Origin of the sequence: Oceanobacillus damuensis (assembly GCF_001618145.1) — a bacterium.
Classification (GTDB): domain Bacteria; phylum Bacillota; class Bacilli; order Bacillales; family Amphibacillaceae; genus Oceanobacillus; species Oceanobacillus damuensis.
Genome location: NZ_KV392043.1, coordinates 164,602 through 185,959, shown reverse-complemented (window position 1 = coordinate 185,959; position 21,358 = coordinate 164,602). Strand labels below are relative to the sequence as shown.

General features: G+C 38.2%; 21 protein-coding genes. 10 read left to right on the top strand and 11 right to left on the bottom strand.

The window, feature by feature from the left end; translation table 11 throughout:
* Nucleotides 1-10 precede the first annotated feature (10 nt).
* The gene (locus A4245_RS02330; RefSeq protein WP_067725296.1) at nucleotides 11-997 is read left to right on the top strand and encodes a DmpA family aminopeptidase; all 987 of its coding nucleotides are present in this window, start codon (nucleotides 11-13) and stop codon (nucleotides 995-997) included.
* 648 nt (nucleotides 998-1,645) lie between these two features.
* Here A4245_RS02330 and A4245_RS02325 read toward each other — a convergent pair.
* The 3 genes from A4245_RS02325 to A4245_RS02315 form a co-directional block, all read right to left on the bottom strand.
* Nucleotides 1,646-2,557: an RluA family pseudouridine synthase gene (locus tag A4245_RS02325; RefSeq protein WP_067725294.1), complete on the bottom strand. Its 912-nt coding sequence runs from the start codon at nucleotides 2,555-2,557 to the stop codon at nucleotides 1,646-1,648.
* A gap of 104 nt (nucleotides 2,558-2,661) precedes the next feature.
* Nucleotides 2,662-2,892: an excisionase family DNA-binding protein gene (locus A4245_RS02320; RefSeq protein ID WP_067725292.1), complete on the bottom strand. Its 231-nt coding sequence runs from the start codon at nucleotides 2,890-2,892 to the stop codon at nucleotides 2,662-2,664.
* 49 nt (nucleotides 2,893-2,941) lie between these two features.
* On the bottom strand, nucleotides 2,942-3,220 hold the full coding sequence (locus tag A4245_RS02315; protein WP_067725290.1) for a GNAT family N-acetyltransferase: 279 nt from the start codon (nucleotides 3,218-3,220) through the stop codon (nucleotides 2,942-2,944).
* Nucleotides 3,221-3,428: 208 nt separating this feature from the next.
* Here A4245_RS02315 and A4245_RS02310 point away from each other — a divergent pair, with 208 nt between their 5' ends.
* Entirely contained in the window at nucleotides 3,429-5,114 is a 1,686-nt protein-coding gene (locus A4245_RS02310; protein WP_067725288.1) for a methyl-accepting chemotaxis protein, read from the top strand.
* A 181-nt stretch (nucleotides 5,115-5,295) separates the two neighbouring features.
* Here A4245_RS02310 and A4245_RS02305 read toward each other — a convergent pair whose 3' ends face one another.
* A complete protein-coding gene (locus tag A4245_RS02305; protein ID WP_067725286.1) occupies nucleotides 5,296-6,132 on the bottom strand; it encodes an alpha/beta fold hydrolase in 837 nt (278 codons plus the stop codon).
* 1,118 nt (nucleotides 6,133-7,250) lie between these two features.
* On the opposite strand from A4245_RS02305, the gene A4245_RS02300 reads away from it, so the two are divergent.
* Both A4245_RS02300 and A4245_RS02295 read left to right on the top strand, forming a co-directional pair.
* Nucleotides 7,251-8,126 (top strand): ATP-binding protein, encoded by an 876-nt coding sequence (locus A4245_RS02300; RefSeq protein WP_067725284.1) that lies wholly within the window; start codon nucleotides 7,251-7,253, stop codon nucleotides 8,124-8,126.
* A 15-nt stretch (nucleotides 8,127-8,141) separates the two neighbouring features.
* Nucleotides 8,142-10,055 (top strand): vWA domain-containing protein, encoded by a 1,914-nt coding sequence (locus A4245_RS02295; RefSeq protein WP_067725283.1) that lies wholly within the window; start codon nucleotides 8,142-8,144, stop codon nucleotides 10,053-10,055.
* A 117-nt stretch (nucleotides 10,056-10,172) separates the two neighbouring features.
* Here the strand turns inward: A4245_RS02295 and A4245_RS02290 are convergent, their stop codons facing one another.
* The gene (locus tag A4245_RS02290) at nucleotides 10,173-10,388 is read right to left on the bottom strand and encodes a DUF2187 family protein (RefSeq protein ID WP_067725280.1); all 216 of its coding nucleotides are present in this window, start codon (nucleotides 10,386-10,388) and stop codon (nucleotides 10,173-10,175) included.
* Nucleotides 10,389-10,654: 266 nt separating this feature from the next.
* On the opposite strand from A4245_RS02290, the gene A4245_RS02285 reads away from it, so the two are divergent.
* The 4 genes from A4245_RS02285 (at nucleotide 10,655) to A4245_RS02270 (ending at nucleotide 14,463) form a co-directional block, all read left to right on the top strand.
* A complete protein-coding gene (locus tag A4245_RS02285; protein WP_067725278.1) occupies nucleotides 10,655-11,113 on the top strand; it encodes an SLAP domain-containing protein in 459 nt (152 codons plus the stop codon).
* 179 nt (nucleotides 11,114-11,292) lie between these two features.
* A complete protein-coding gene (locus tag A4245_RS02280) occupies nucleotides 11,293-11,997 on the top strand; it encodes a hypothetical protein (RefSeq protein ID WP_067725276.1) in 705 nt (234 codons plus the stop codon).
* A gap of 332 nt (nucleotides 11,998-12,329) precedes the next feature.
* On the top strand, nucleotides 12,330-12,962 hold the full coding sequence (locus A4245_RS02275; RefSeq protein WP_067725274.1) for a response regulator transcription factor: 633 nt from the start codon (nucleotides 12,330-12,332) through the stop codon (nucleotides 12,960-12,962).
* Nucleotides 12,963-13,215: 253 nt separating this feature from the next.
* A complete protein-coding gene (locus A4245_RS02270) occupies nucleotides 13,216-14,463 on the top strand; it encodes a TraB/GumN family protein (protein WP_067725272.1) in 1,248 nt (415 codons plus the stop codon).
* Nucleotides 14,464-14,559: 96 nt separating this feature from the next.
* Here the strand turns inward: A4245_RS02270 and A4245_RS02265 are convergent, their stop codons facing one another.
* Nucleotides 14,560-15,534 carry an N-acetylmuramoyl-L-alanine amidase gene (locus tag A4245_RS02265; protein ID WP_234402328.1) on the bottom strand — a complete coding sequence of 325 codons (975 nt, stop codon included), beginning with the start codon at nucleotides 15,532-15,534 and terminating at the stop codon, nucleotides 14,560-14,562.
* 196 nt (nucleotides 15,535-15,730) lie between these two features.
* Here A4245_RS02265 and A4245_RS02260 point away from each other — a divergent pair, with 196 nt between their 5' ends.
* On the top strand, nucleotides 15,731-16,135 hold the full coding sequence (locus tag A4245_RS02260) for a DoxX family protein (protein ID WP_067725271.1): 405 nt from the start codon (nucleotides 15,731-15,733) through the stop codon (nucleotides 16,133-16,135).
* Between the two features lie 107 nt (nucleotides 16,136-16,242).
* Here A4245_RS02260 and A4245_RS02255 read toward each other — a convergent pair whose 3' ends face one another.
* The 5 genes from A4245_RS02255 to A4245_RS02235 all read right to left on the bottom strand — a co-directional run bounded on the left by A4245_RS02255 (nucleotide 16,243) and on the right by A4245_RS02235 (nucleotide 19,749).
* A complete protein-coding gene (locus A4245_RS02255; protein ID WP_067725269.1) occupies nucleotides 16,243-17,028 on the bottom strand; it encodes an SDR family oxidoreductase in 786 nt (261 codons plus the stop codon).
* Nucleotides 17,029-17,234: 206 nt separating this feature from the next.
* Complete coding sequence (locus A4245_RS20735) at nucleotides 17,235-17,369, bottom strand: hypothetical protein (RefSeq protein WP_267886889.1); 135 nt, start codon at nucleotides 17,367-17,369, stop codon at nucleotides 17,235-17,237.
* A 288-nt stretch (nucleotides 17,370-17,657) separates the two neighbouring features.
* The gene (locus A4245_RS02245) at nucleotides 17,658-18,434 is read right to left on the bottom strand and encodes an STAS domain-containing protein (protein ID WP_067725268.1); all 777 of its coding nucleotides are present in this window, start codon (nucleotides 18,432-18,434) and stop codon (nucleotides 17,658-17,660) included.
* Between the two features lie 526 nt (nucleotides 18,435-18,960).
* Nucleotides 18,961-19,407, bottom strand: coding sequence for an SRPBCC family protein (locus A4245_RS02240; RefSeq protein WP_067725267.1), 447 nt, complete (start codon nucleotides 19,405-19,407; stop codon nucleotides 18,961-18,963).
* Between the two features lie 21 nt (nucleotides 19,408-19,428).
* Nucleotides 19,429-19,749: an ArsR/SmtB family transcription factor gene (locus A4245_RS02235; protein ID WP_067725265.1), complete on the bottom strand. Its 321-nt coding sequence runs from the start codon at nucleotides 19,747-19,749 to the stop codon at nucleotides 19,429-19,431.
* Between the two features lie 311 nt (nucleotides 19,750-20,060).
* On the opposite strand from A4245_RS02235, the gene A4245_RS02230 reads away from it, so the two are divergent.
* Complete coding sequence (locus tag A4245_RS02230) at nucleotides 20,061-20,846, top strand: CPBP family intramembrane glutamic endopeptidase (protein WP_067725263.1); 786 nt, start codon at nucleotides 20,061-20,063, stop codon at nucleotides 20,844-20,846.
* Nucleotides 20,847-21,358 lie beyond the last annotated feature (512 nt).

The following is a 21,358-nucleotide window of genomic DNA, read 5'->3' as shown; positions in this document are numbered from 1 at the left end:
GAGAAACGTTATGAAATTGCAAAAAGGAAAACATAATTGCATTATCGATGTTCATGATGTGAAAGTCGGTCATGTCACGTTGTATGAGGAAATCGATGAAGAAAATACGATATGTACAGGAGTAACTGCCATCCTTCCTCATTCCGGCAATCTGTTCAGGCAGAAGCTTCAGGTTGGAAGCTCTGTTATCAATGGGTTCGGAAAAACAGCCGGTCTTGTCCAAATTGATGAGCTCGGACTCCTGGAATCTCCGATCATGTTAACAAATACATTCAGCGTAGGCTACGTTAAGCAGGGTACACTGCAATATATGCTGGAGCAAAATAAAGAGATAGGCGATACGACAGGTACGATTAATATTGTTGTGGGCGAATGCAATGACAGCTTTTTGAACAGTATTCGGATACAGGCAATCACACCAGATCATGCCATTGAAGCTATTAAAAGTGCTGTGAGCCATCCTGTCAAAGAAGGTGCGATAGGGGCAGGAAAAGGGATGCAATGCTTTGGCTATAAAGGAGGCATCGGGACCGCTTCCCGGATCGTTTCCGCAGATGGGGTGAGTTATACAGTAGGCTGCCTTGTTTTAAGTAATTTCGGCAAAAGCGATGATGCCTTATTTGCAGACTTGGGCAAGAAAAATCAGGACACGCCTGAGGGCTCCATCATGATGATCATCGCTACCGACGCTCCGCTATATGATCGCCAGTTAAACCGGCTCGCCAAGCGTTGTGCTGCAGGACTTGCCAGAACCGGAAGCAATATTGATCATGGTAGTGGGGATATTGCAATTGCCTTTTCGTCAGCAAACAAGTACGATCACCATTCTTCTACAGTTTTGGAATCTTTATCCTTTGTACGCGATGACCACCCTATCATGAATCAATTATTTCAAGCAGTCGCAGAATCAACAGAAGAAGCAATTATCAGTTCAATGAAACATGCTGATACAACCAAGGGCAGAAAAGGAAGAGTGCTCGAAAAAGCTCCATTATAACGGACTGGGACAAAAGTGGTCAGTTATAGAAAAATCCGAAACTATGGTTAGAATTCTTGAGTCAGAATTCGAATTAGTTCCGGATTTTTCTTTTAATAACTCAGCTTTTGCAACATTAAAAAAATCAAACGGCGTAATTATTTTACTATATAAGCCTTGCATTTTGTGTAAACTTTAAGTAACTGCTGGTTGATTTCCGCTGCGGACAGTTGCGCACCTTAGGGCACGGCCTCAGCCTCCTCGAGAAAACCACTCTGCGGGGTCTTCGGACACGTGCTATTCCCGCAGGAGTCAACTGTCCTCCGCTCCTATGAACTGCCATAAAAGAGCGAATTCATTATTTGGACAATATAACAGCTCTGGGAAATACACGGAGACTCCTCGAAAATGCATCCGCATTTTCTGCGTGCGATGTAAAGCTGCCGAAGCTTTCCTTGTCCTACGGGAAGAAAGGTATAGGTGAGACACTGAAATGCGTGATTCTTGAAGGGGTTCACCAGCCGCCTTAGGATGCGCGCAGTGTATTTCCCCGAGAGATCGCCGAAGCCACTTGTCTTAGCTTTGCTCGCACTTTATCTCAAATGCGAAGTAAGCCTAACGGTTAATTCAAAGTCAACTTAGGCCGTTTATCTCCAAGCCTCGTTTTAATTATCTTGATTTAGCCAAAAACGACGAAGGAACATCCGCTTCAAACCGCATAAATTTATTTGTCGCCGGATGATTAAATGACAATACTTTTGCATGCAGTCCAAGTCTTCCAATAGCATTACGCCGCTTCGATCCATATTTTTTATCACCGACAACAGGATGGCCCATATCTTGCATATGAACTCGAATTTGATTCTTGCGTCCTGTTTCAAGCTGCACTTCCAACAGAGAGAATTCCTCATTTGACTGGATACGTGTATAATGCGTTATTGCGTGCATTCCATCATTAGGTGTTTGACTCGAATACATCAAACGCGTCTTGCTTTCTCTCAGCCAGGAAGAAATATAACCTTTTTCCTTCATTACCTGACCTTCAACCAATGCAACATAAGTGCGTTCTTTAACAATCTCTTTCCAGTTATCCTGCAATTTCCTTTTAACCTGTTCACTCTTGGCAAACATCATTACACCTGAAGTATCCTTATCCAACCGATGAACGACGAATACTCTGTTTTCCGGATTTTCTCTTCTTACATACTCCATTAATTGGTGAAGTGCTGTCTGCTTCTTTTCTTTTTCCGTCGCAATCGATAATAAACCAGCTTCTTTATTAATAACAATGATATCCTCATCTTCGTATAATATCGACATACCAATTAAAACGTTTTCCTTAATAGCTGCTTTATTCTTCAGAATGTTTACAGTCTGACCAGGCCGCAGCCTATAATTGTATTTCGTTTCTATGTGATCATCAATAGTCACTTGACCCCTTGCCAAGATAGACTTTACTGAATTTCTGCTTCTATTGGACATTACCTTCAATAAAAACGTCAGCAGTTCAACCGGTTCATCTACTTCATATTTTAATGACTTTGCTTCTTTTCTGTAGTTTGTGTATTTTTTCTTAACCATACTAGTTAGCTCCTTAAAAAAATGTTAAGATTATGCCGGTATTATGTCCAGCTTAACCTTAACATTAGATGGAATTTATTTGAAATGCAAATGTTACTCTATCATCAATCTTCGTCTTTCACATCGATATCATCAGGTATCGGCTCACTCAAGAACTCTTCAATCATCAGTCGATACTTTTCCACTTGTTCAAAGTGGGTGGTAAATTGTGATTTATTGATAAGGTACTGTTCACCATCATGAATCGCGCGAATACGCCCCTGCAATACTAAAGCAGATACTTTCGTTTCGTCCATGGATAAATATTCTGCGGTTTCCTGAACAGTTAGGTACATGACCTTCAGCACCTTTCATCATTTTTTTGTAATTTTGGATTCAAAACTATTATTTGCTTAAAACATCATGATATTCTTCATTTTTTTCTATCTTTTCCTTAGCATAAGGACATAAAGGCAGTATTTTTTTTCCTGCTTCTCTTGCATAATGTACGACATTTTCCACTAGACGCCCTGCTATACCTTGGCCGCGAAGATCATTCGATACATAGGTGTGATCGATGACTATTCTTTTCTCTCCAGATTCCACAAAAGTTATTTCTGCCAATGGATTCTTTATGTTATCCCCTACATAGAATTTATTTGCCCCTTTGTTTATAATAGTCATGTTATTCCTCCTAATAATTGAGAATCATCTATATATTATACTCTTTTTTTTCTATTATTGGAATGGGTGTAAATTATCTTGTATTTCCTTTTTTCTCCAACCACCTATTCAAATAGTTTAAAAACTTAACAGTAATTTAATATTTCTTCTGATATAATTAATTAGTAACAGTACAAATGAACTACTCAAAAAGGAGAAAACGGCAATTATGAAACGATTTTCCAGTAACTTTCTTTCAAAGGCAACATTGCGTACTCGATTATTAATCCTATTTATTTCTTTAATTGTTATCTCAATTGTCTCAGTGGGGACCGTTACATACATACAGGCAAAAAATCTCACATTGAATACTATGGAGGACAGATTGACGAGAGAGACACAATTAATGGGATATATAGCAGAGAATCTGCAATTTTTATATGTTAGCGATCCCGATTATTTAGTTCAACAGCTAAATGTAAATATCCGGACACAGCAAAAAGAACTGGAAGAGGATGGAATCGAGTCCGAGTTTTTATATATTGTTGAAAACGAGGCGATCCCGTTTACAGTCAGTACAGATTCATTACCCCAGATATCAGAACAGCTTGTTGCAGATATTGCAGAAATCGAAAATGGGCAGATCACCAGAGAGATTGAAGGCGAACAATATACCATATCCTTCCAGGAAATGGAGGAAGTCGGTGGTATTTATGTGCTGCTTGTACCTAACAGTTCTTTCATGGCACCAGTAGATAATATGGGCTATTTTATCATTTCAATCATTATTGCAAGTGTGCTTATCTCAACTTTACTGCTTACGCTTTTCGTCAGAACATTGACGAAACCGCTCACCGTCTTGAGGAACACGATGCGCGAGGTACGCGATGGCAATCTGAAGCAAGCACCAAAACCCAAAACTACCCTGCCGGAATTCATTTCCTTACATAAAAGCTATGATGCCATGATTGATCAAATGCGATCTATGTTAAATGAACTGAAGGGTACAACGGTTGAATTAAACCATACAGGGGAAGAGTTAAAAACTTCCTCAAATGGCGCCCTTCAGTCAAGTCTAGATCTGACCGAATCGATTAATGTTGTCAAGCAAGGTGCAGAACAAACCGCAAGCAGTTCCGAAAGCAATGTCACCAGTTCCATGGCGATGAAACATAAAACAGAGATTATGATGGAAAATATGGACAGCGTTTTTGCAAATGCAGAGAACATGAGTACTTATGCAGAGAGTGGCGATAAAAACATATCGAAATTAATCAGTACCTTTCAAACATTTGAAAAAGACTTCAATGATCTGACTGCAACAGTCCAGCAGGTAAATGATTACTCTTTATCGATATCAAAGCTGGTTGGATTGATTCAGGGGATTGCTGAACAAACAAAACTATTATCACTTAATGCGGCCATAGAGGCAGCACGGGCCGGAGAGGCTGGTAAAGGTTTTTCAGTTGTGGCAAATGAAGTTGGAAAGCTGGCTGAACAGTCTTCAACTGCGGCGTATGAAATTACCAGTGCGATCACCAATATGGAAGAAATTACTCAAGACGCAACCAAAGAATTTAAGCAAATGCTTAAAAAGACAAGTACTAATTTATCGATTGCATCTGATTCAAAAGCTTCCTTTGACAAATTAATGACCAAAATTACAGAAACAACGAGTAAACTTCATCATACACAGGAAGAACTGAAAGAATTGAAAAAGGAACTACCTAAATTGGAACTATCGGCTGAAGATTTTGCTTCCATTTCACAGGAAACGTTAGCCAGCGCTGAAGAAATGCTTGCTAGCAGTGAGCATCAATACAAACAAACAGAAAGCACTCATGAAATTGGACTAAAGCTGATGAATATATCAAGCTCACTGTCAAAGATTACCAAGCAATTTAATGTGGATTGATCCAATGGTTCCAATTGCCCCCCAGTAAGAGCCGTCTAGCTATAAGGCTCTTACTGGGGGCTTAGTTTTCGTACCAATAAAATAGGTTAACCCGTTATATTCATTAATCGCCTTGCTAACTTTAGTGCAAATAAAACCGGCTTTGGAAATGTTTGTTGCTTTATAGGCACCGTATTTCCAGTTAAGTGTTGATTTCCATACCATTGAAGATCAAAATTTGTTCATAAACATCTTCCGTTCGCTCTTCCGTTACTAAATGTCCGGTTTTCTCGTAAGTAATCAGCTGTGCATTTGGTAAATCTGCTGCTAAACGTTTACCAATCCCAATCGGGACAACCCTGTCTTCCTCTCCCCAGATCAACAATGCAGGTGTTTTGATTTCCCTCAATTGATCTGTGCTTAAATCCCCTTCCCGATGACGCAGTAATCTTACTAGTGATTTATAGAAATTCTCTTCTTTTAATGGACTTTCATACTCCCTAATATGATCATCCGTAATCAATGTATGATTGAAAAATACATTTTGCAAGCTTTCTCTAACGGTCTTGTTTCTGACTCTTCGTTTAATTGCCAGATTGAACAATGGCAAATAAGTACAGTAGATCATTAATCGGTTTGCACTTTTCAAATATCCGGAACTGTTCAGTAAAACCAACCTTTTTACCTTTTCAGGTATGATCCTTGCAGTATATAAGGCAATTTGTCCTCCCATTGAATGACCAATAATGCAAACGTCTTCAAGATTAAAATAATCAATACACTCAGCAACTAACTTAGCATAATTTTCATACGTATAAACAAACGATGTAGATTTCTCGCTTTTTCCAAAACCGGGTAAATCTAAAGCTATAATTGAAAAATGTTTCTCCAGCATTGGAATAAGTTGATTAAATGTGTAAGTCGAGGAGACAAACCCATGGATCAATACAAGCGGTGGTTTACCGTTAAGGATAACTTCGCAGTACACTTTTACATTGCCTAAATAGATATTCGTTTTCGCATAGTTTTTTGAATTCATTATGTCACCTCTATCTACCGTGCGATCATTCGTATTATTTACGTTTATAAGCGAAACATGTGCAGTCTTTATTAGAAATCTTGGTTGTCACCAGCTCTTTTGGTGACAGCCTTCGTTGCACTTATGCAGACTGGTAGGTTAATGCTACATGCTAAAATAATATCCGTGAAAGTTTTCCCCGATATCCTCGACAATAATCCACCATTCTTCTCGCATTTTGGATGAGACCTTGCATAGCATTGCATCTCTTTCTTTATACTTCTTTAACTAGTCATTCTAAAGTCACAAAAAATTCCCTTAATATTACCAATTACCCTATCCATTAACAAATCACACTTCAATACTAGAAAGAGTGTTAATTTTTTGCTCGACTTTTCCAGCCTCGCATTTTGTGTAAAATGCGAACTAACTACCATTTGTGTTAAAACCTTGGCAAGAACAATGGAAGCAAGTTACTTCGGCGACCGCTCTGGGAAATACACTGCGCGCATCCTAAGGCGGCTGGTGAGCCCCTTCAAGAATCACGCATTTCAGTGTCTCACCTATGCCTCTCTTCCCGTAGGACAAGGAATTCTTCGGAAGCTTTACATCGCACGCAGAAAATGCGGATGCATTTTCAAGGTGTCTCCGTGTATTTCCCAGAGCTGGTTAGAGGATTTGTTATAATTACTACACTAGTAACAGCTAAAATAAAATCATACGCCTATACCAGTCCGGGATCGCTCCGGGCGGTGACTCCTCGGAAATACAAATCAATTTCCTTCGTGCGATGTGAAAGCTAACGAAGCTTTCCTTGTCCTGCGGGAATAGCACGTGTCCGAAGACCCCGCAGAGTGGTTTTCTCTTCGGGGCTGAGGCCGTGCCCTAAGGATGCGCATCCGCCCAGAGCGATCCCGGACGGCGACAAGAGGACAGTTTCGGTGATATATCTCCAGTTACTTCGCATTTTAAATCAAAGCATATAAAAGTCTTATAGTTAATCCATAATCATCTCAAGCAGTGTATCTCCAATCCTTCTAATTCTTACAGGGTTTATTTGTCAATATCACTCCGCGAAAATTCAGTGTTTTGTTTTAAAACAGCAGGAGGATTACAATGGTTATGAAAGGAGTTTTATGATGGACATTAATTATAATTTACCAACAAATATAAGTAAGCTATTGGATACCAACCGCAACTATCAGACAAGTGCATTCGAGGAATTGATCAGACAGGATGGGTATGTACCTCCTGTGATCGATTTATTAATAGATGCGATTTCTGCTTTAAGTATGGGGAAAAATGTTTTACTTAAAGGTCCAACCGGGGCTGGAAAGACAAAGTTTGCCGAGACATTGTCTTATTTATTCAACCAGCCAATGTTCAGTGTCAATTGCTCGGTCGACCTGGACGCTGAGAGTTTACTTGGTTTTAAAACGATAGCATATGAAGAAGAAAGACAGGTGATAGAATTTATACCTGGCCCTGTAATTAATGCCATGAATTATGGCAATTTCCTGTATATTGATGAAATAAACATGGCAAAGCCGGAAACGCTGCCCCTAATTAACAGTGTGCTTGATTACCGCAGAACGATAACCAATCCGTTTACAAATGAAATCATAACAGCAAAAGATGGTTTTGGTGTAATAGCCGCTATTAATGAAGGCTATATTGGAACTGTTCCACTTAACGAAGCACTTAAAAACCGTTTTATCGTTATCGAGATTCCTTATATCGAAGGGGATCAGTTGAAGCAATTAATTCAGACAAATACAAGGTTGGCTGATGAAACGGCGATAAACTTATTTGTCAAATTATCCAAAGACCTCATTACTGCTGTTCATCAAGGGAAACTATCCGAAGATGCTGCATCGATTCGCGCCTTATTGGATGCTTGTGATTTGAGTGTCATCATACCACCAAAAAGAGCGATTCGCCGTTCTATTGCTGATAAATTGGAGGAAGAACGAGAAAAAGAATTTGTAATGAATCTGACAGAAACATTATTTTAGTTAGGAGAATGCTGGATGTATCGTTTCCATGATGCAAAGGTGGACACAGATCTTTTTATGCAGCTGCAAGACTTGACTACAGTTCTATCCGGCAATCCAGAGCTGAGTTTTGAACATAATTATGGATCATTTATTGATTTGACTAATCACAAAATAACCGGAAGCAGGTTTTGGGATAAATCAAAAGAAGAGATAAAGGAAGCAGGGCTAAGAACGGATGTCCTTTTACGGACGATCGGGACGCTGCATTATTCAAATGTGCCCTCGATGAAGTCCTATTTGGAAAACATCAGTGTACTCAAACTCCCGAAATTTTCCAGTCAATTATTTGCACTTCTCGAGGATATACGTCTCGAGGAAATTGTTAAAAAAGAGCGCCCAGGTACAAAAAAGTGGTTTGCTATCCGTCGACAACATTTGAAGCATTATTTTGAAAACCAGTTATCTGCCAATGTTACGAGAGGTTTTGCAACAGATGAGTTATTTTGTCTGCTCTACCTATCAATCCAGTCTGATAACCCAGACCCGGTTTTCCCACGCGCCAACGAAAGCCAAATTCATCAGCTGAATAGCTTGAAATCGCTCATCTATTCGGTCTTTGATGCGAAAGCAACGCAAGATATTGTACGCATTGCCGAAAAAATCACATTCCATATTAGCCGTGATTACGAGGATTCCGTCAATAAATACTTTATTTTTCCAATCAGTCATATTGAAAGTTACACAAAAAATACGCTATTTGATGAACTTACACGGACAGATGAATTGGTCAACCAAGACAAGGAAGATATTGACGAAGAGAACAGCGAATACTTTGATGAGGAATTTTCCACTTGGCATCGGGAAAATAAGAACGGTGAACGAAAACAAAACTTCCTGCAATTCGAGCTGGAGCAAGGCACGAAAACAAGCATGATGGGTGGCGGAGCCAGAGAAACGGAGGATGCAGATCAGGCAATGGCATCCATTCAGGGCGCTTCAGGAGAAAGCAAGGAAAAAGATTACTCCAAAATGGAAGCTCTGGATAAAAAGGAGGAGTCGGCAACCGATCAAGGCAACGAGAATATTTTTGGGGAAGAAAACAATGATGCGGTAAATATCATCCAACATGCAAGCTTCCCATCGGATGAAGACGGGCAGCTCTATCAGGAATTTGTACGGGCTATTGAGTCATACAAACGAAAGCTTGCAAATACGATCAAAAAGACAATTGAGCATAAGAAAAACACACCAAGAAAAGACCTTTTGGCAGGACGCCTATCCAAAAAGCTGCTCCCTATCGTCCTCGAGGAAGACCACAGGATCTTTTATAAAAAAGATCTTGAATCAAAGGACTTTGATGCAGCATTCACTTTACTTGTAGACTGCTCGGCTTCAATGAAAGACAAAATGGAGGAAACGAAAAGAGGTATTGTTTTATTTCATGAGGTGTTAAAGGATTTAAAAATTCCCCACTCTATCATCGGTTTTTGGGAGGATGCAAATGAAGTGAAGGAAAATTACCAGCCAAATCACTTTCACGTCATTCACTCCTTTTCAGATTCCCTTTATAAAAATAATGGACCTAAGATAATGCAATTGGAACCCCAGGAAGATAATCGGGACGGATTCAGTATTCGAGTTGCCACGAAAGAACTCGACTCAAGAAGGGAAAAAAATAAATTTCTGCTTGTCTTTTCAGATGGGGAGCCTGCAGCTTCAGGCTATGACCAAAACGGTATTGTCGATACACATCTTGCAGTGTCCGAAGCTCGAAAAAAGCAAATCGATGTTATTGGAATGTTCTTGGCAAATGGGGAGATCGGTGAAAGAGAAGATGAGACAATGAAAAATATTTATGGAAGAGAACGAGTTATGGTTCCAGGTGTTGGCGAATTGCCGGCTCATTTTGCCCCACTGTTGAAAAAGCTGTTGTTAAAGGCAATATAGTCGAGAAAGACCCTTCCGCTTATGTGGAAGGGTCTTTCTGATTTTTATTTTAATATGCAATTCTAGTGGAATCACTGTGGTTGGAGGTGCTGCAGCTATCGAACTTGCTATTGTTCACTATTTTTGCTTCTTATAATTTTTATGATTAACAACAGTCTTGATTGGCTCTCCGGTTACAGGATGGGTCCCAATCTTAACGATTACAGAATTTTCCCTTACCGTCAAAACTGTCCCCTTTTTTCCCTTTTGTTCGCCTTTGACTACCTGAATCGTTTCGCCCACATCCGCTTGTTTTATAGCTTTCTTCTTTACCTCTACGTTTTCTTCTTCCATTTTAATCCTCCTTGCCAATGATGTACTATCGTTGATGATTTCAATTCTTGTTATCCTTCCACAACGAACAATTCCTGATTCACCTCTAACAATATTAACATAAATTTACATATCACTGTCATTTCGACATATTAATTTTCTGGTTATCACGTGTTGCTTTTATATATTGGCGATTCCATATGGAAATATTACTGCTTATTCATAAACTTTTCTATGGATCCATGTTATAAAGAACTTACAGGAAAAAATAGAAGAGGTGAGATCGTATGCAAAAACTTCGGTTTGAAGCATCATGGGACAAAGCCCTACCAGATAGAGACCGCAAAGCTATTGAGAACGCTTTTTCACAATACATGGCGGCCGCCAGTCCTTCAGAGCCTTCAGGCAAATACCCTCATTACAGTGAAGCTGAAAGGAGAAGTCCAAAGAACCAACAGGCAAGCAAAACGGCTGTTGATTTTGTGCCTTTATGGCAGACAAAGAATTACCGAGGCGAATTATTGATTACTGTACTTGTTCATAATTTCAGTGATGAAGTATTCAATTTCAATCAGACAAAATTACGATATATGGAAAACGAAGAAATTATCGCAGAGCATCCATTTACGATACCACAGCTAACATTGGCTCCGGAAACGAGTATGCCTTGGGCGTTTATTTTCCCGGCAGAAAGTATAAAGGCAAGGTACGACTTAGAAAATGGAAAGTTGGAAATCGTTAATTAGCTAGATCTTGCTAAAACTGCTTGGATTCCGGACATTCTTCCCCCCTTTCCGGCTTTTTCGGTCTTCATTTGTAATGTACCATCCTGCAGAGTCAAACCAAATTGTTTATGTCACTTTATAAAAGAGGATGAATACAATGTGATATATATTTTGAATTGACTTACAGGAGGGTCTACAGCATGAAAATGTCTGCACAATCAGCTGCAGGAAGATGCATTGAGCAGTTTTTCCCTGATTGCCACGTCGCTTTTTTGGCAGGCAGCAGTGTACGAAAAGAGTTAACGGAGCATTCCGATTTAGATATTGTCATTATCGACGAAACACAGTCTTCCTCCTATCTTCATTGTCTTCACTTCTGCGATTGGGATATGGAACTGTTTGTATTTAATAGAGCTTCCTTATCCTTCTTTTTTGACATTTGCCGTATTGAAGGATTACCGACGATACCCCATATGTGTGTGGAGGGGACCATTATAAGGGATGATGGATCGGCAGAGGAAATCCGAAATGAAGCTGAAAATTATTTGCAAGATGGTCCTGCACCGATAAATAAAGAAAAAGAAAACTATTTGCGGTATACCATTACCGACTTGCTGAACGATTTAGACAGCTCAATCAGTAATCAAGAGAAGGTATTTACCGCCAATAAGCTTTTTGATTTAGTCACTGAATATACGTTAAAAGTAAATGGGCAGTGGCTCGGCCATGGTAAATGGATGTACCGTTCTTTACGTAACTTTGATGCATCTTTTTCGGAAAGAATATTGGAGACTTACAACATACTTATTAAAAACGGAGAAAGCAAACCCTTTATCACAATGATAGATGAAGTGTTAGCACCCCATGGAGGACGGCTATTTGAAGGATACAAGAACTTCATTTAGTCGCCTTTTCACTTTTATACATATTACTGTGATTCCAACAAAAACTTTTCTTAAAAGTAGAAAGCCATTCTTTTCAGGTTGGAAATTTATTGCCGTCAGGATCGACTTCGACAGCATTTCAACTATCCTAAACTAATGGACTCCGTATAAACCGACAGCTTTTTAATTTTTCAAAAATAAAGATATATTATATTTAGGTTACAGGATTATGTTAATTTAAAGTGAAATCGCTCAGAACCTTGAGAACTGGATTTTTTAAAGATAAAATTAATAAGAATACTACTATGGTTTTTTCATTGCATTACATAATAATACATAGGAGATGAAAAAATTTGTGTAAATTAACTATCTTAGAGGGAAAGAAATTATTGGGATGTAATTTTAATAACTCTTTAATCAATCACACCAATTACAATATCACCCTTCTAGGGCCATCAAATATTAGTTTTTTATATAAAGAAAAGTATACTGCTGATAATGATCTTATTCTTTTGGATATGAGCAGTGACATAGACTTGGAAAACCTAATTAAACATTACGCAAATTCAAAAGTAAAAATCGGTGTGATTCTCTCTGAAGTCGAAGTAATGCATTTAACCCATTTGCTCGGGTTAAATTTAGATGGATATTTTCTTGCAGATATGGAAGTCGAGGAGATTGTGGCAGGCATTAAACTTATAGAAACTGGCTATACATACGTCCATCCTCGACTAACTACACTGCTTCACAAGGAATATGTAAGATTATCCAACACACTCAAGCATCGACCAAAAGGATTATTAACCTCACGCGAATGGCAAGTATTGGCAGAAATTTCCAAAGGGCATAGTAATGAGAAGATTGCCGCGAATCTTGATATTTCAGATAAAACGGTTAAAAATCATGTAACCTCTGTGTTACGGAAATTGAATGTCAATGATCGCACGAATGCCATGCTGCTCGCACTCAAAAATGGTTGGATGTAGAAGAAATAGCACGACTTGGGACCTGGAAGTATGAACGTCATGTTTATGCTTGCAGGTTTTTTCATGTCTTAGTTGATTTTACTCACGAATGGCCACTCTAGAAACCATCTAACTTCGTATGGCAGCATTTATAACTGAAAAACCAGCTTCCTCCTATTTCCACTATTGTTAAGAGCAGAAAAATAATTCATAATAGACAGTGAATTGAGCTGATTCTTTTTACATAATTTTAGAGGAATAAGGTGAGGAATGAATGTGGCAATTACGTAGTTTGCTGATGGTTTTACTGGTTTTCGTTATGGCTGCTTGCCAGGTAGAAGAAGCACTTACGTTTTCTGACGAGCAATTGGAGAGTGCATTACGGGAAGAAATCGGTAAAGCAGAAGGTGTGCTTTACCCATCGGATTTTGAAGGAATTGATGAGCTTGACCTATCTGATTCAGGAATAGAAGTGCTTAATGATATGGAGCATTTCGATGATTTGAAGACATTATCACTTCAGGATAATCAGATTTCCGACTTTACTGCATTAAAGGGATTAACCAGTATGGAAGAAGTCGATGTGTCCGGTAATCCAATCGATGGCGATGAAAGACAGAAAGCCATACTGGAAGAACTTAGAGAGCAGGGAATTGCTGTCCACTATACGGAAAAGGCCGAAGTAGTCGGCAGACCTGATGGACCAGGCGGTTTTTTATGGAAGGTGGAAAATGGGGATACGACTGTCTATTTGCAAGGTACCGTACATGCAGGCACGGAGGATTTTTATCCTCTGCATGAGAAGATTGAACAAGCTTACAACGAATCTGATGTAATTGTCCCTGAGATTGATATTACAACCATCAATCCAATTGAAATGCAGAATATCTTAATGGAAATCGGTGTGTACCAGGACGGAAGCACAATAAAAAATCATATTAGCGATGAATTATACTCTGAGCTGGATAGGACGATGGAAGAATTGGAGGTGCCTTTACAATTATTTGAAACGTATAAACCTTGGATTTTATCTTCTACTGTCCAGCAGTTAATGACGGAGCAGCTCGGCTATATTTACGGTGTTGACGAATACTTTTTAGTTAGGGCAGCCGAGGATGGAAAGGAAATAATAGCTTTGGAAACTGCAGAGGATCAATTAAATATCTTTGCGGATACTTCTGAGGATTATCAAATCCAAATGCTTGATGAGTCTTTAATGGACATTGAGGAGTATGATAAAGAATTGCAGGAGTTATTTACACTCTATAAAGAAGGCGATACAGATAACCTGTTAAACACATTAAAGCTTGATGGTGAAGAAGCAACAGAGGAAGATCAAGCATTTATGGAGGCTTTAAACGATAAGCGCAACGAAGGAATGGCGGCGTCTATCACCGAATTTCTTAAAGAAGATAACGGTCAGACATATTTTGTAATCGTCGGAAGCCTCCACCTAATCCTCGAACCACATATCATATCAATCCTGGAAGAACAAGGCTACCAAGCCCAGCATATCCATTAGGTGCCTGTCACTCCCCGAATTTTGTCGATTAATTTTTAGCGGTATAGAGAAAGCCAGGTCCTTCTCAGTAAAGATTGGGACCGGGCTTTTTCATGCTTAGAAACCGATGCTTGACCAATCAAATAAAGACCCTGGATCTGTTTTTCTGTTCGGTGCATACTCATCATGACCGATAACATGCTCCCTGTCCTTTTCAATTGCTGGATTACGTAGCAATATGTCATCCAGCAACAGCTGAAGAGATTTATATTGTGCATCTGTATAACCGATATGCCCGAGATTAATGGAATCATAGAATGAATCCGACATCATTGTGTTCATTTCCTCTTTTGTACCGATTGCCATTATCTCAATCCCGATCGAGTAGTCGTTTAATCGGTCTTTATAATTTGGGTAACCTGGCAGTTCTCCCTTCCCAGCATGGAAGGCCACCCTGTCTTCTGGGACTAATTCATAAATCTCTCCATTTCTTCCAATGATATAATGCGCAGAGACACCATACGCTATAAAAATATCACGGGTATCTTCCAGTTCATATGGTTGATGAGGGTTTTCGAGTACATTGCTTGAAAAGTGCATGACCACATGTGTAATAGGTTCTGTTCTTTCCTTCGAGTTTTCCTCAGGAAGAAGAGCATCTACAACAGGGACACCTGCCTTCACAGTCTCTTTTGCCGAAACTTCCTGCTGCCCCTTCTCCTCCTCCACCTCATTTTCCACTGGTTCAGTTTCGATTGCTTCACTCAATATATTCTTCTCTTTTTCACTTATGGACTCGTCCTTATCGTCTCTCATATGTATTTCTGATTCTGATTCTTGTTCTTTTAATTGCCTCTCTTGAAATTCGGTTGCTTCCTGTTGTTCTTCTGTTTCAACCTGTTTGAGGTTTTTACGAATCTCTTGTTCTTTTTCTTCGTCCGTTTCCTGAACTTGACCTTCTTCTGTTTTCACATCGGAAATTTCCAATGGGGCTTCTTCCTCCGTTACCGTAACTGCAATCCCTTTTGTACCGCATGCGCTTAAGCATGCAATAACTACCAGTATAAATAACAAGTATGTTTTTTTCTCCATTTTATCCCTTTCCTGCTTCCTAGAATGTTAATCACATATTATATCGGCAGAAAGCTGGGTATTTATTACTATTTCATTCTATTAATCAAAAAATTGGTATCCTATTATTTTTAAATCAAATGATTACTTGACATGATTAAGTAATTATTATATAGTTACTTACATAAAATAACCATACTTAAAGGAGGAAACGAACATGACTAAAAGCGAAATTGGTACAGTTATTTTACGTGTAGTGCTAGGGTTGACATTCTTCATTCATGGACTAGACAAGTTTCAGGGAGGAATAGAAAATACGGTTGGATATTTTGATTTTCTTGGTATTCCTGGATTCTTAGCATATGCTGTTGCATTGATAGAATTAATAGGTGGACTTGCAATGATACTTGGTATCGGAACAAAAATTGTTGCCGTATTATTTATTGTTATTATGCTGGGAGGAATTTTCATAGCCAAACTGTCTGCAGGATTTCTTGGTGATGGCCAAGGTGCAGGATATGAACTTGACCTGTTATTACTCGCTATCTCCATTTATATGATTCTTGCAGAGAGCAATCAGCTATCATTGGATAATCTGATTAAAAATAAAAGAAACGCCTAACTAAATCTTTAAGGTTTGGGTCAGTGAAAGCTAATTCATCCTGTAAACGAAGGCACCCTATCTTAACGGAGTATATCCTAAGAAAAGGTGCCTTCTGTTATTTATTGTTAGATTCCCATATCCCATCGTTCTTTTTCTGTTTTTTTCAGTTGGTCTTCCGTTTCCTGAGGATAGACAGTACGGAACTTATGGTGATCAGCTGGAATAATTTCGATCATCTTTTCAATCATATCTTCCGGATTAAATTGATCTTTCAATCCTTCCTGTTGTTTTAATATATCTTCTTTACGGGTAAAATTCCTTTCCTCATCATACCATTTCCATATCTCTTCTCCGCTGCGGTCATTAAAACCTGTGTCAAATGCACCTGGATTGATTGTAGCCACTTGCACACCGAAGTTTTCCAGCTCTTTCTTCATTGTCTGGGCAATCCCTTCAATAGCATGCTTTGTTGCTGTATATGGACCAACATATGGTGTTGCCGAAATACCTGCCATGGAACTCAGAAAGATAATCTTGCCACTTTCTTTTTCCACCAGCTTCTGAGCAGCAATTTGTACGGTCTCAAGCGTTCCGAACACGTTCACTTCAAATAACGCACGAAACCGGTCCATTGGGATTTCCGCAAGTGGCCCTCCCTCATTGATTGCAGCATTTGCCACAAATACATCGAAATCATATGCTTTTATCTGATCACGATTGCGTTCGTTTGTAATATCCAATTTGAATACTTCCATTTCCACATTCTGTTCGTCCGCTACCCGCATCAGGTCGGTCTTCTGGGAAGTCAGTTCCGTAGTGGCAATGACATGATGACCTTTCTTTGCAAGGCCGAGTGCGGTGCCTCTCCCAAGTCCACTGCCTGCCCCAGTAATAAAAACAGTTTTACCCATTGGGTATCCCTCCTGCATAAGTGCTTTATCATACTTGTTCCCATGAGTCTCCAGAAAAAAACATGTGTATGATTACAAGATGAGCAAGCTTTAAAATAGAAAAAATCCGAACTAATTCGAATTCTAACTAAAGAATTCTGAATCAGACTTCGGATTTTTATATACCTAAGCTGCTTTTGTCCCAGCCTCATTACCCAATGGCTATTCTACGCAGTGAAGTTTGGAAGCGTATTTTTAAGTGCACCGAAAGCTTGCTGTAATTGTGCTAGTTTTTCTTCATCTGTTAAATTATCCAAGTCACCTACTGAACCAGCTCGAATACACAAAGGACCAATATTCAATTGGATTAACCCTAAAAGTACAACCGTAGTCGTACACGGAATGTTTATACATAGAAGGTCACTATCTTCACAAACAGTTCCTTCAGGGCATGTTGGACACTCCTGCTCTTCTTGCAGAACTACATTATCGTCGTTTTTTTTCCAAATGATTTCCCTCCCTTCTGCTAAGATACAAATTATACTATGTAAGTCACAATTTACCCGATTGGATAAGTTGTACAGTCTTTGGAAAATCACATTATAAGTCTATCTTTTGTCAGAAAAAAGGTCATTCAGATTTTACGTACTTTAGTTAATGGAGCTGTTTTCCTGTAGGTTGATAATATATTTCAACCCATCGTGGGCATCACTAAAAGTAGCTATATTGCTTAACGCACCAATTCTAACTGCTAAGTTTGGCTTAATACCAACTATAATGCATTGCACTCCTATTAATTTTAAACACTCGTATAATTTTTGAAGTGTTTGTCTTACACTGTCATCAAAATTATTTATCCCGCTGAGACTGACCATAACAAATTCTACCTCGTTTGAGATACATTCCTCCAACACAGCTGGTATTATTGTTTCTCCCCGACTTACATCAAATTCCCCCACTAGGGTAAGAGCTATAGTGTTATCCCAAATATTCAGTATTGGAGCAGATAATTCCCTGACTTTTTCCTGTAACCTCTTTTCTTCATCCGCTTGGCTAGTAACATCCATAAGCATCACCATGTAACCTTCAATCTCCTCATTTTGGTGCTGTAAGCTTTTTATTGGTGTCACTACAATATCAGCAATAAATTTGTTTTTAATATTGATTCTGGCTCTATGACCATTTTCCAATCCGGACATCACTTGACGCTGGTGTGCAGGTTCTTTATGAAAGAAATCCATGCTTAAGCCAATCAAGTCATCTGAGTTGGAAGAACCATACAAAGGAGCAATTTTATTAAGTGATTGTCTGGCATATGAATTTAACCAAATAATTTTATAGTTCACATCAGCAATAATAATATTTTCTCCAATACTATTTAAAGCATCTGTGCCAGTTATATTTATGGGTAATGATCTATTGGTCATAATTTTTCCACCTTTTTTTACAAAACTTAAATATACCTATTTGATGCTAGCTTTATTGAACCTGTTCCATTTAAGTACACAGTTTCACTATATCTATAACATATACCCAGTCTACCATATATTCAAAATACTTTTTAACAGCCTAACCCAAATTTATGATAGAATCCATCCATGCTTGCTCCTTCTTAATTCTTATATCAGGTTCTTTTATAACAGGGAAAAAAGATTTAAAAGGAAAGAGATTCTTTGATATAAGAACTGAAAACAACTGAATGGAAATTTCACCATGAGTCTAGAACAGGCAGAAGTGTGGATAAGTGCTATATAAAGAAAAAAGACTGAACCCATTAGTGAATTCAGTCTGATTTCAAATTGATTTGGCGATGGCACAACCGGTTGGATTTGTCGTTGCAAATGATTAATCAGAATATGCTCGCTCACTGTTCGGTGTCGATTTCCAATAATCTTTAATATTCGCGTTGCCCAATCTTTCACTAAAGGGGATAACTAAAAATGGGAGGTACATTTAGATAAATTCAGACTTTTCATTATCGAAAAGACTTTTCAAGACATGTAAGTTCTGATTTACGGCTTTCTTTATGTTGTTTTTCATAATCCCGATCATGATGCCTTTCATTCCTGATGAAATAATTTCGGCCTTGTTGGTTAATAATGTCCCTTGGCTTTGCTGTTCCAATTCATACGCCATCCTATAAGAAAAGACTTTTCCAGATGCATCAAAAGTCAATCTTTCGTTTGGCACATATTCGGTGATTACTATTTCCTCAAAAGACTGTAAACCCATCCCTCTTAACAAATGATACTTGGAACCAACAATACCTTCAGTTGATTTTACTTTTGTTATTTGTTGAACTGCATAATTCCAGACGGTGAAGTTTTCCATTTTTGCAAGGTAATGAAATACGTCTTTTGCATCGGATGAAATCATCAATGTATTACTGAATCGAGCCATGAAACTTCCTCCCTTTTTGATTCAAGCCATATTCATCTGCCTTTCTACTTCTTCGATTAAACCTTTTAAACTTTGTAATTTTTTCCTTGCATCTAAATAATAAATATTATTTTTCCCTTGTCTTTCCATTTTGATAACTTCTGCATCTTTGAGAATTTTAAGGTGATGTGATACTGCTGGCCTCGAAATATCAGCTAAAGCGGTTATTTCACTTACATTTAGTTTTCCTCTTTCTCCTAAAATAATAATTATATTTTGTCTTATCGGATCACCTAAAGCCTGTAACAATGCTGTGTTTTCTCTAAAAATATCCATGAGTGATCTATTATTTGGGCTTACCATGCTAATTCCCTTCTAACGTCAATAAGTTTAAACTTATGAACCTATTATATCATAGAGAAAAAATATTGTGAGAAATATCAATCTTTTGGATGAATGTATGAATAACTTTTCCTTTCCGGTTTTTATTTACAAGTATAAATATAAGTTAAAGTTTCAAGATATTCGGATTATTGTGTGGAAAAAATATTCTAGCTTACCTTATAATAGAGAAGAAAAGTTAAGCATCAAAGATTTGAAACAGTTATCAAAAGGTAACCAAAAAAATTCCTGCGTGTGGGGTTAAGAATTAATTAAAGATGGAGTGTTACCAGATGTCAATATGGATACAGATTTTGTTGTTTGCAATACCAGGCATTCTCGTATATTATGGTGTCTTTTATGGTACTCCGAAAATGGTGAGGAAAGGTATCCCTTTAATTTATTCTTTCTGGTTTTGGTTGTGGATCCCAGTTCTGCTGTTATTACCTTTATCCATAGGTTTGTATATCGTTCTCGAAGGTGGAACTTTAACCATTGAAACCATTCAGCAACGGTTCCGTTTAAATCCTATAAGCAGAAATGATTGGCTTTGGGTTGGTTTGGCCGTTATATTAACTATCGTCTTTGACCAAGTTCTGGAACCAATAGGAAAGGTATTAGCAAAGTATAAACTATTATCACCACCCAGCTATCTACCTGCACCATTTAACCCCCTAAAAAAATTCGATATTCCTCCAAGAGAGTTTTTTGGTGTTCCATTAAAAGGTAACTGGAAGCTACTAATATTATTTATACCCATTCACTTACTGGCAATGTTCAGTGAAGAAATGATGTGGCGAGGATATCTTTTACCGATACAAGAAATAATGTTTGGAAATATGGCTTGGGTAATTAATGGGTTTCTATGGGCTTGGGTGTTACATATTGCACTGAAATGGCACGTTATCGGAATGATTCCTAGTATGATGGCAGCCCCATTAATTGCACAATATACTGAATCTACGTGGGCTTCTTTTGCGGTTCATGCCATCGGGAATGCCCCTTTGTGGATAATACTTCTAGTGGGAATTATAAAAACAGCAGAAACATCAGATGAAAAGCAAGAGATAAATTTATAGGTATGGCACTTCCTAGTAACGAAAAAATAGAGAAAAGAATATTCCACATTATCTTCGGGACCAAAAGCTTTATCTATTTCCTATTTTTTCCAATCATTCTTAGTCGGCTTGGCTTAATTGATAAAAAAGTTATAAAGTAATTTGCCCTTCTGTTTACGCAGCCACCATAAATCATTATTATATGAAAATTTATGATCTCCTAGTTTAACTCTTCCACCAATTTCATTTGTTCTTGACTAAAACCCCAATTATTATCCCATCTTGGATATAATGAAAGTAATGTAATTTGTATTTAATATAATCGTTTACATGTAGAATCATTTGCTTGATTAGGAAATACAAAGGTTAAACAAGCTCCAGCAGAAAGTGTAATAAGGTAATAATAGCTCCCCATATGATTCTCCTTATTTAATTTTTATTTCTATTTTCCTCTGTATTTGTTTCGTTATTATTAGCGTATTTTAAGTCTTCCTGCTAAAGCTTGCACTGTGGAATCCCACGTTCCTACCGAT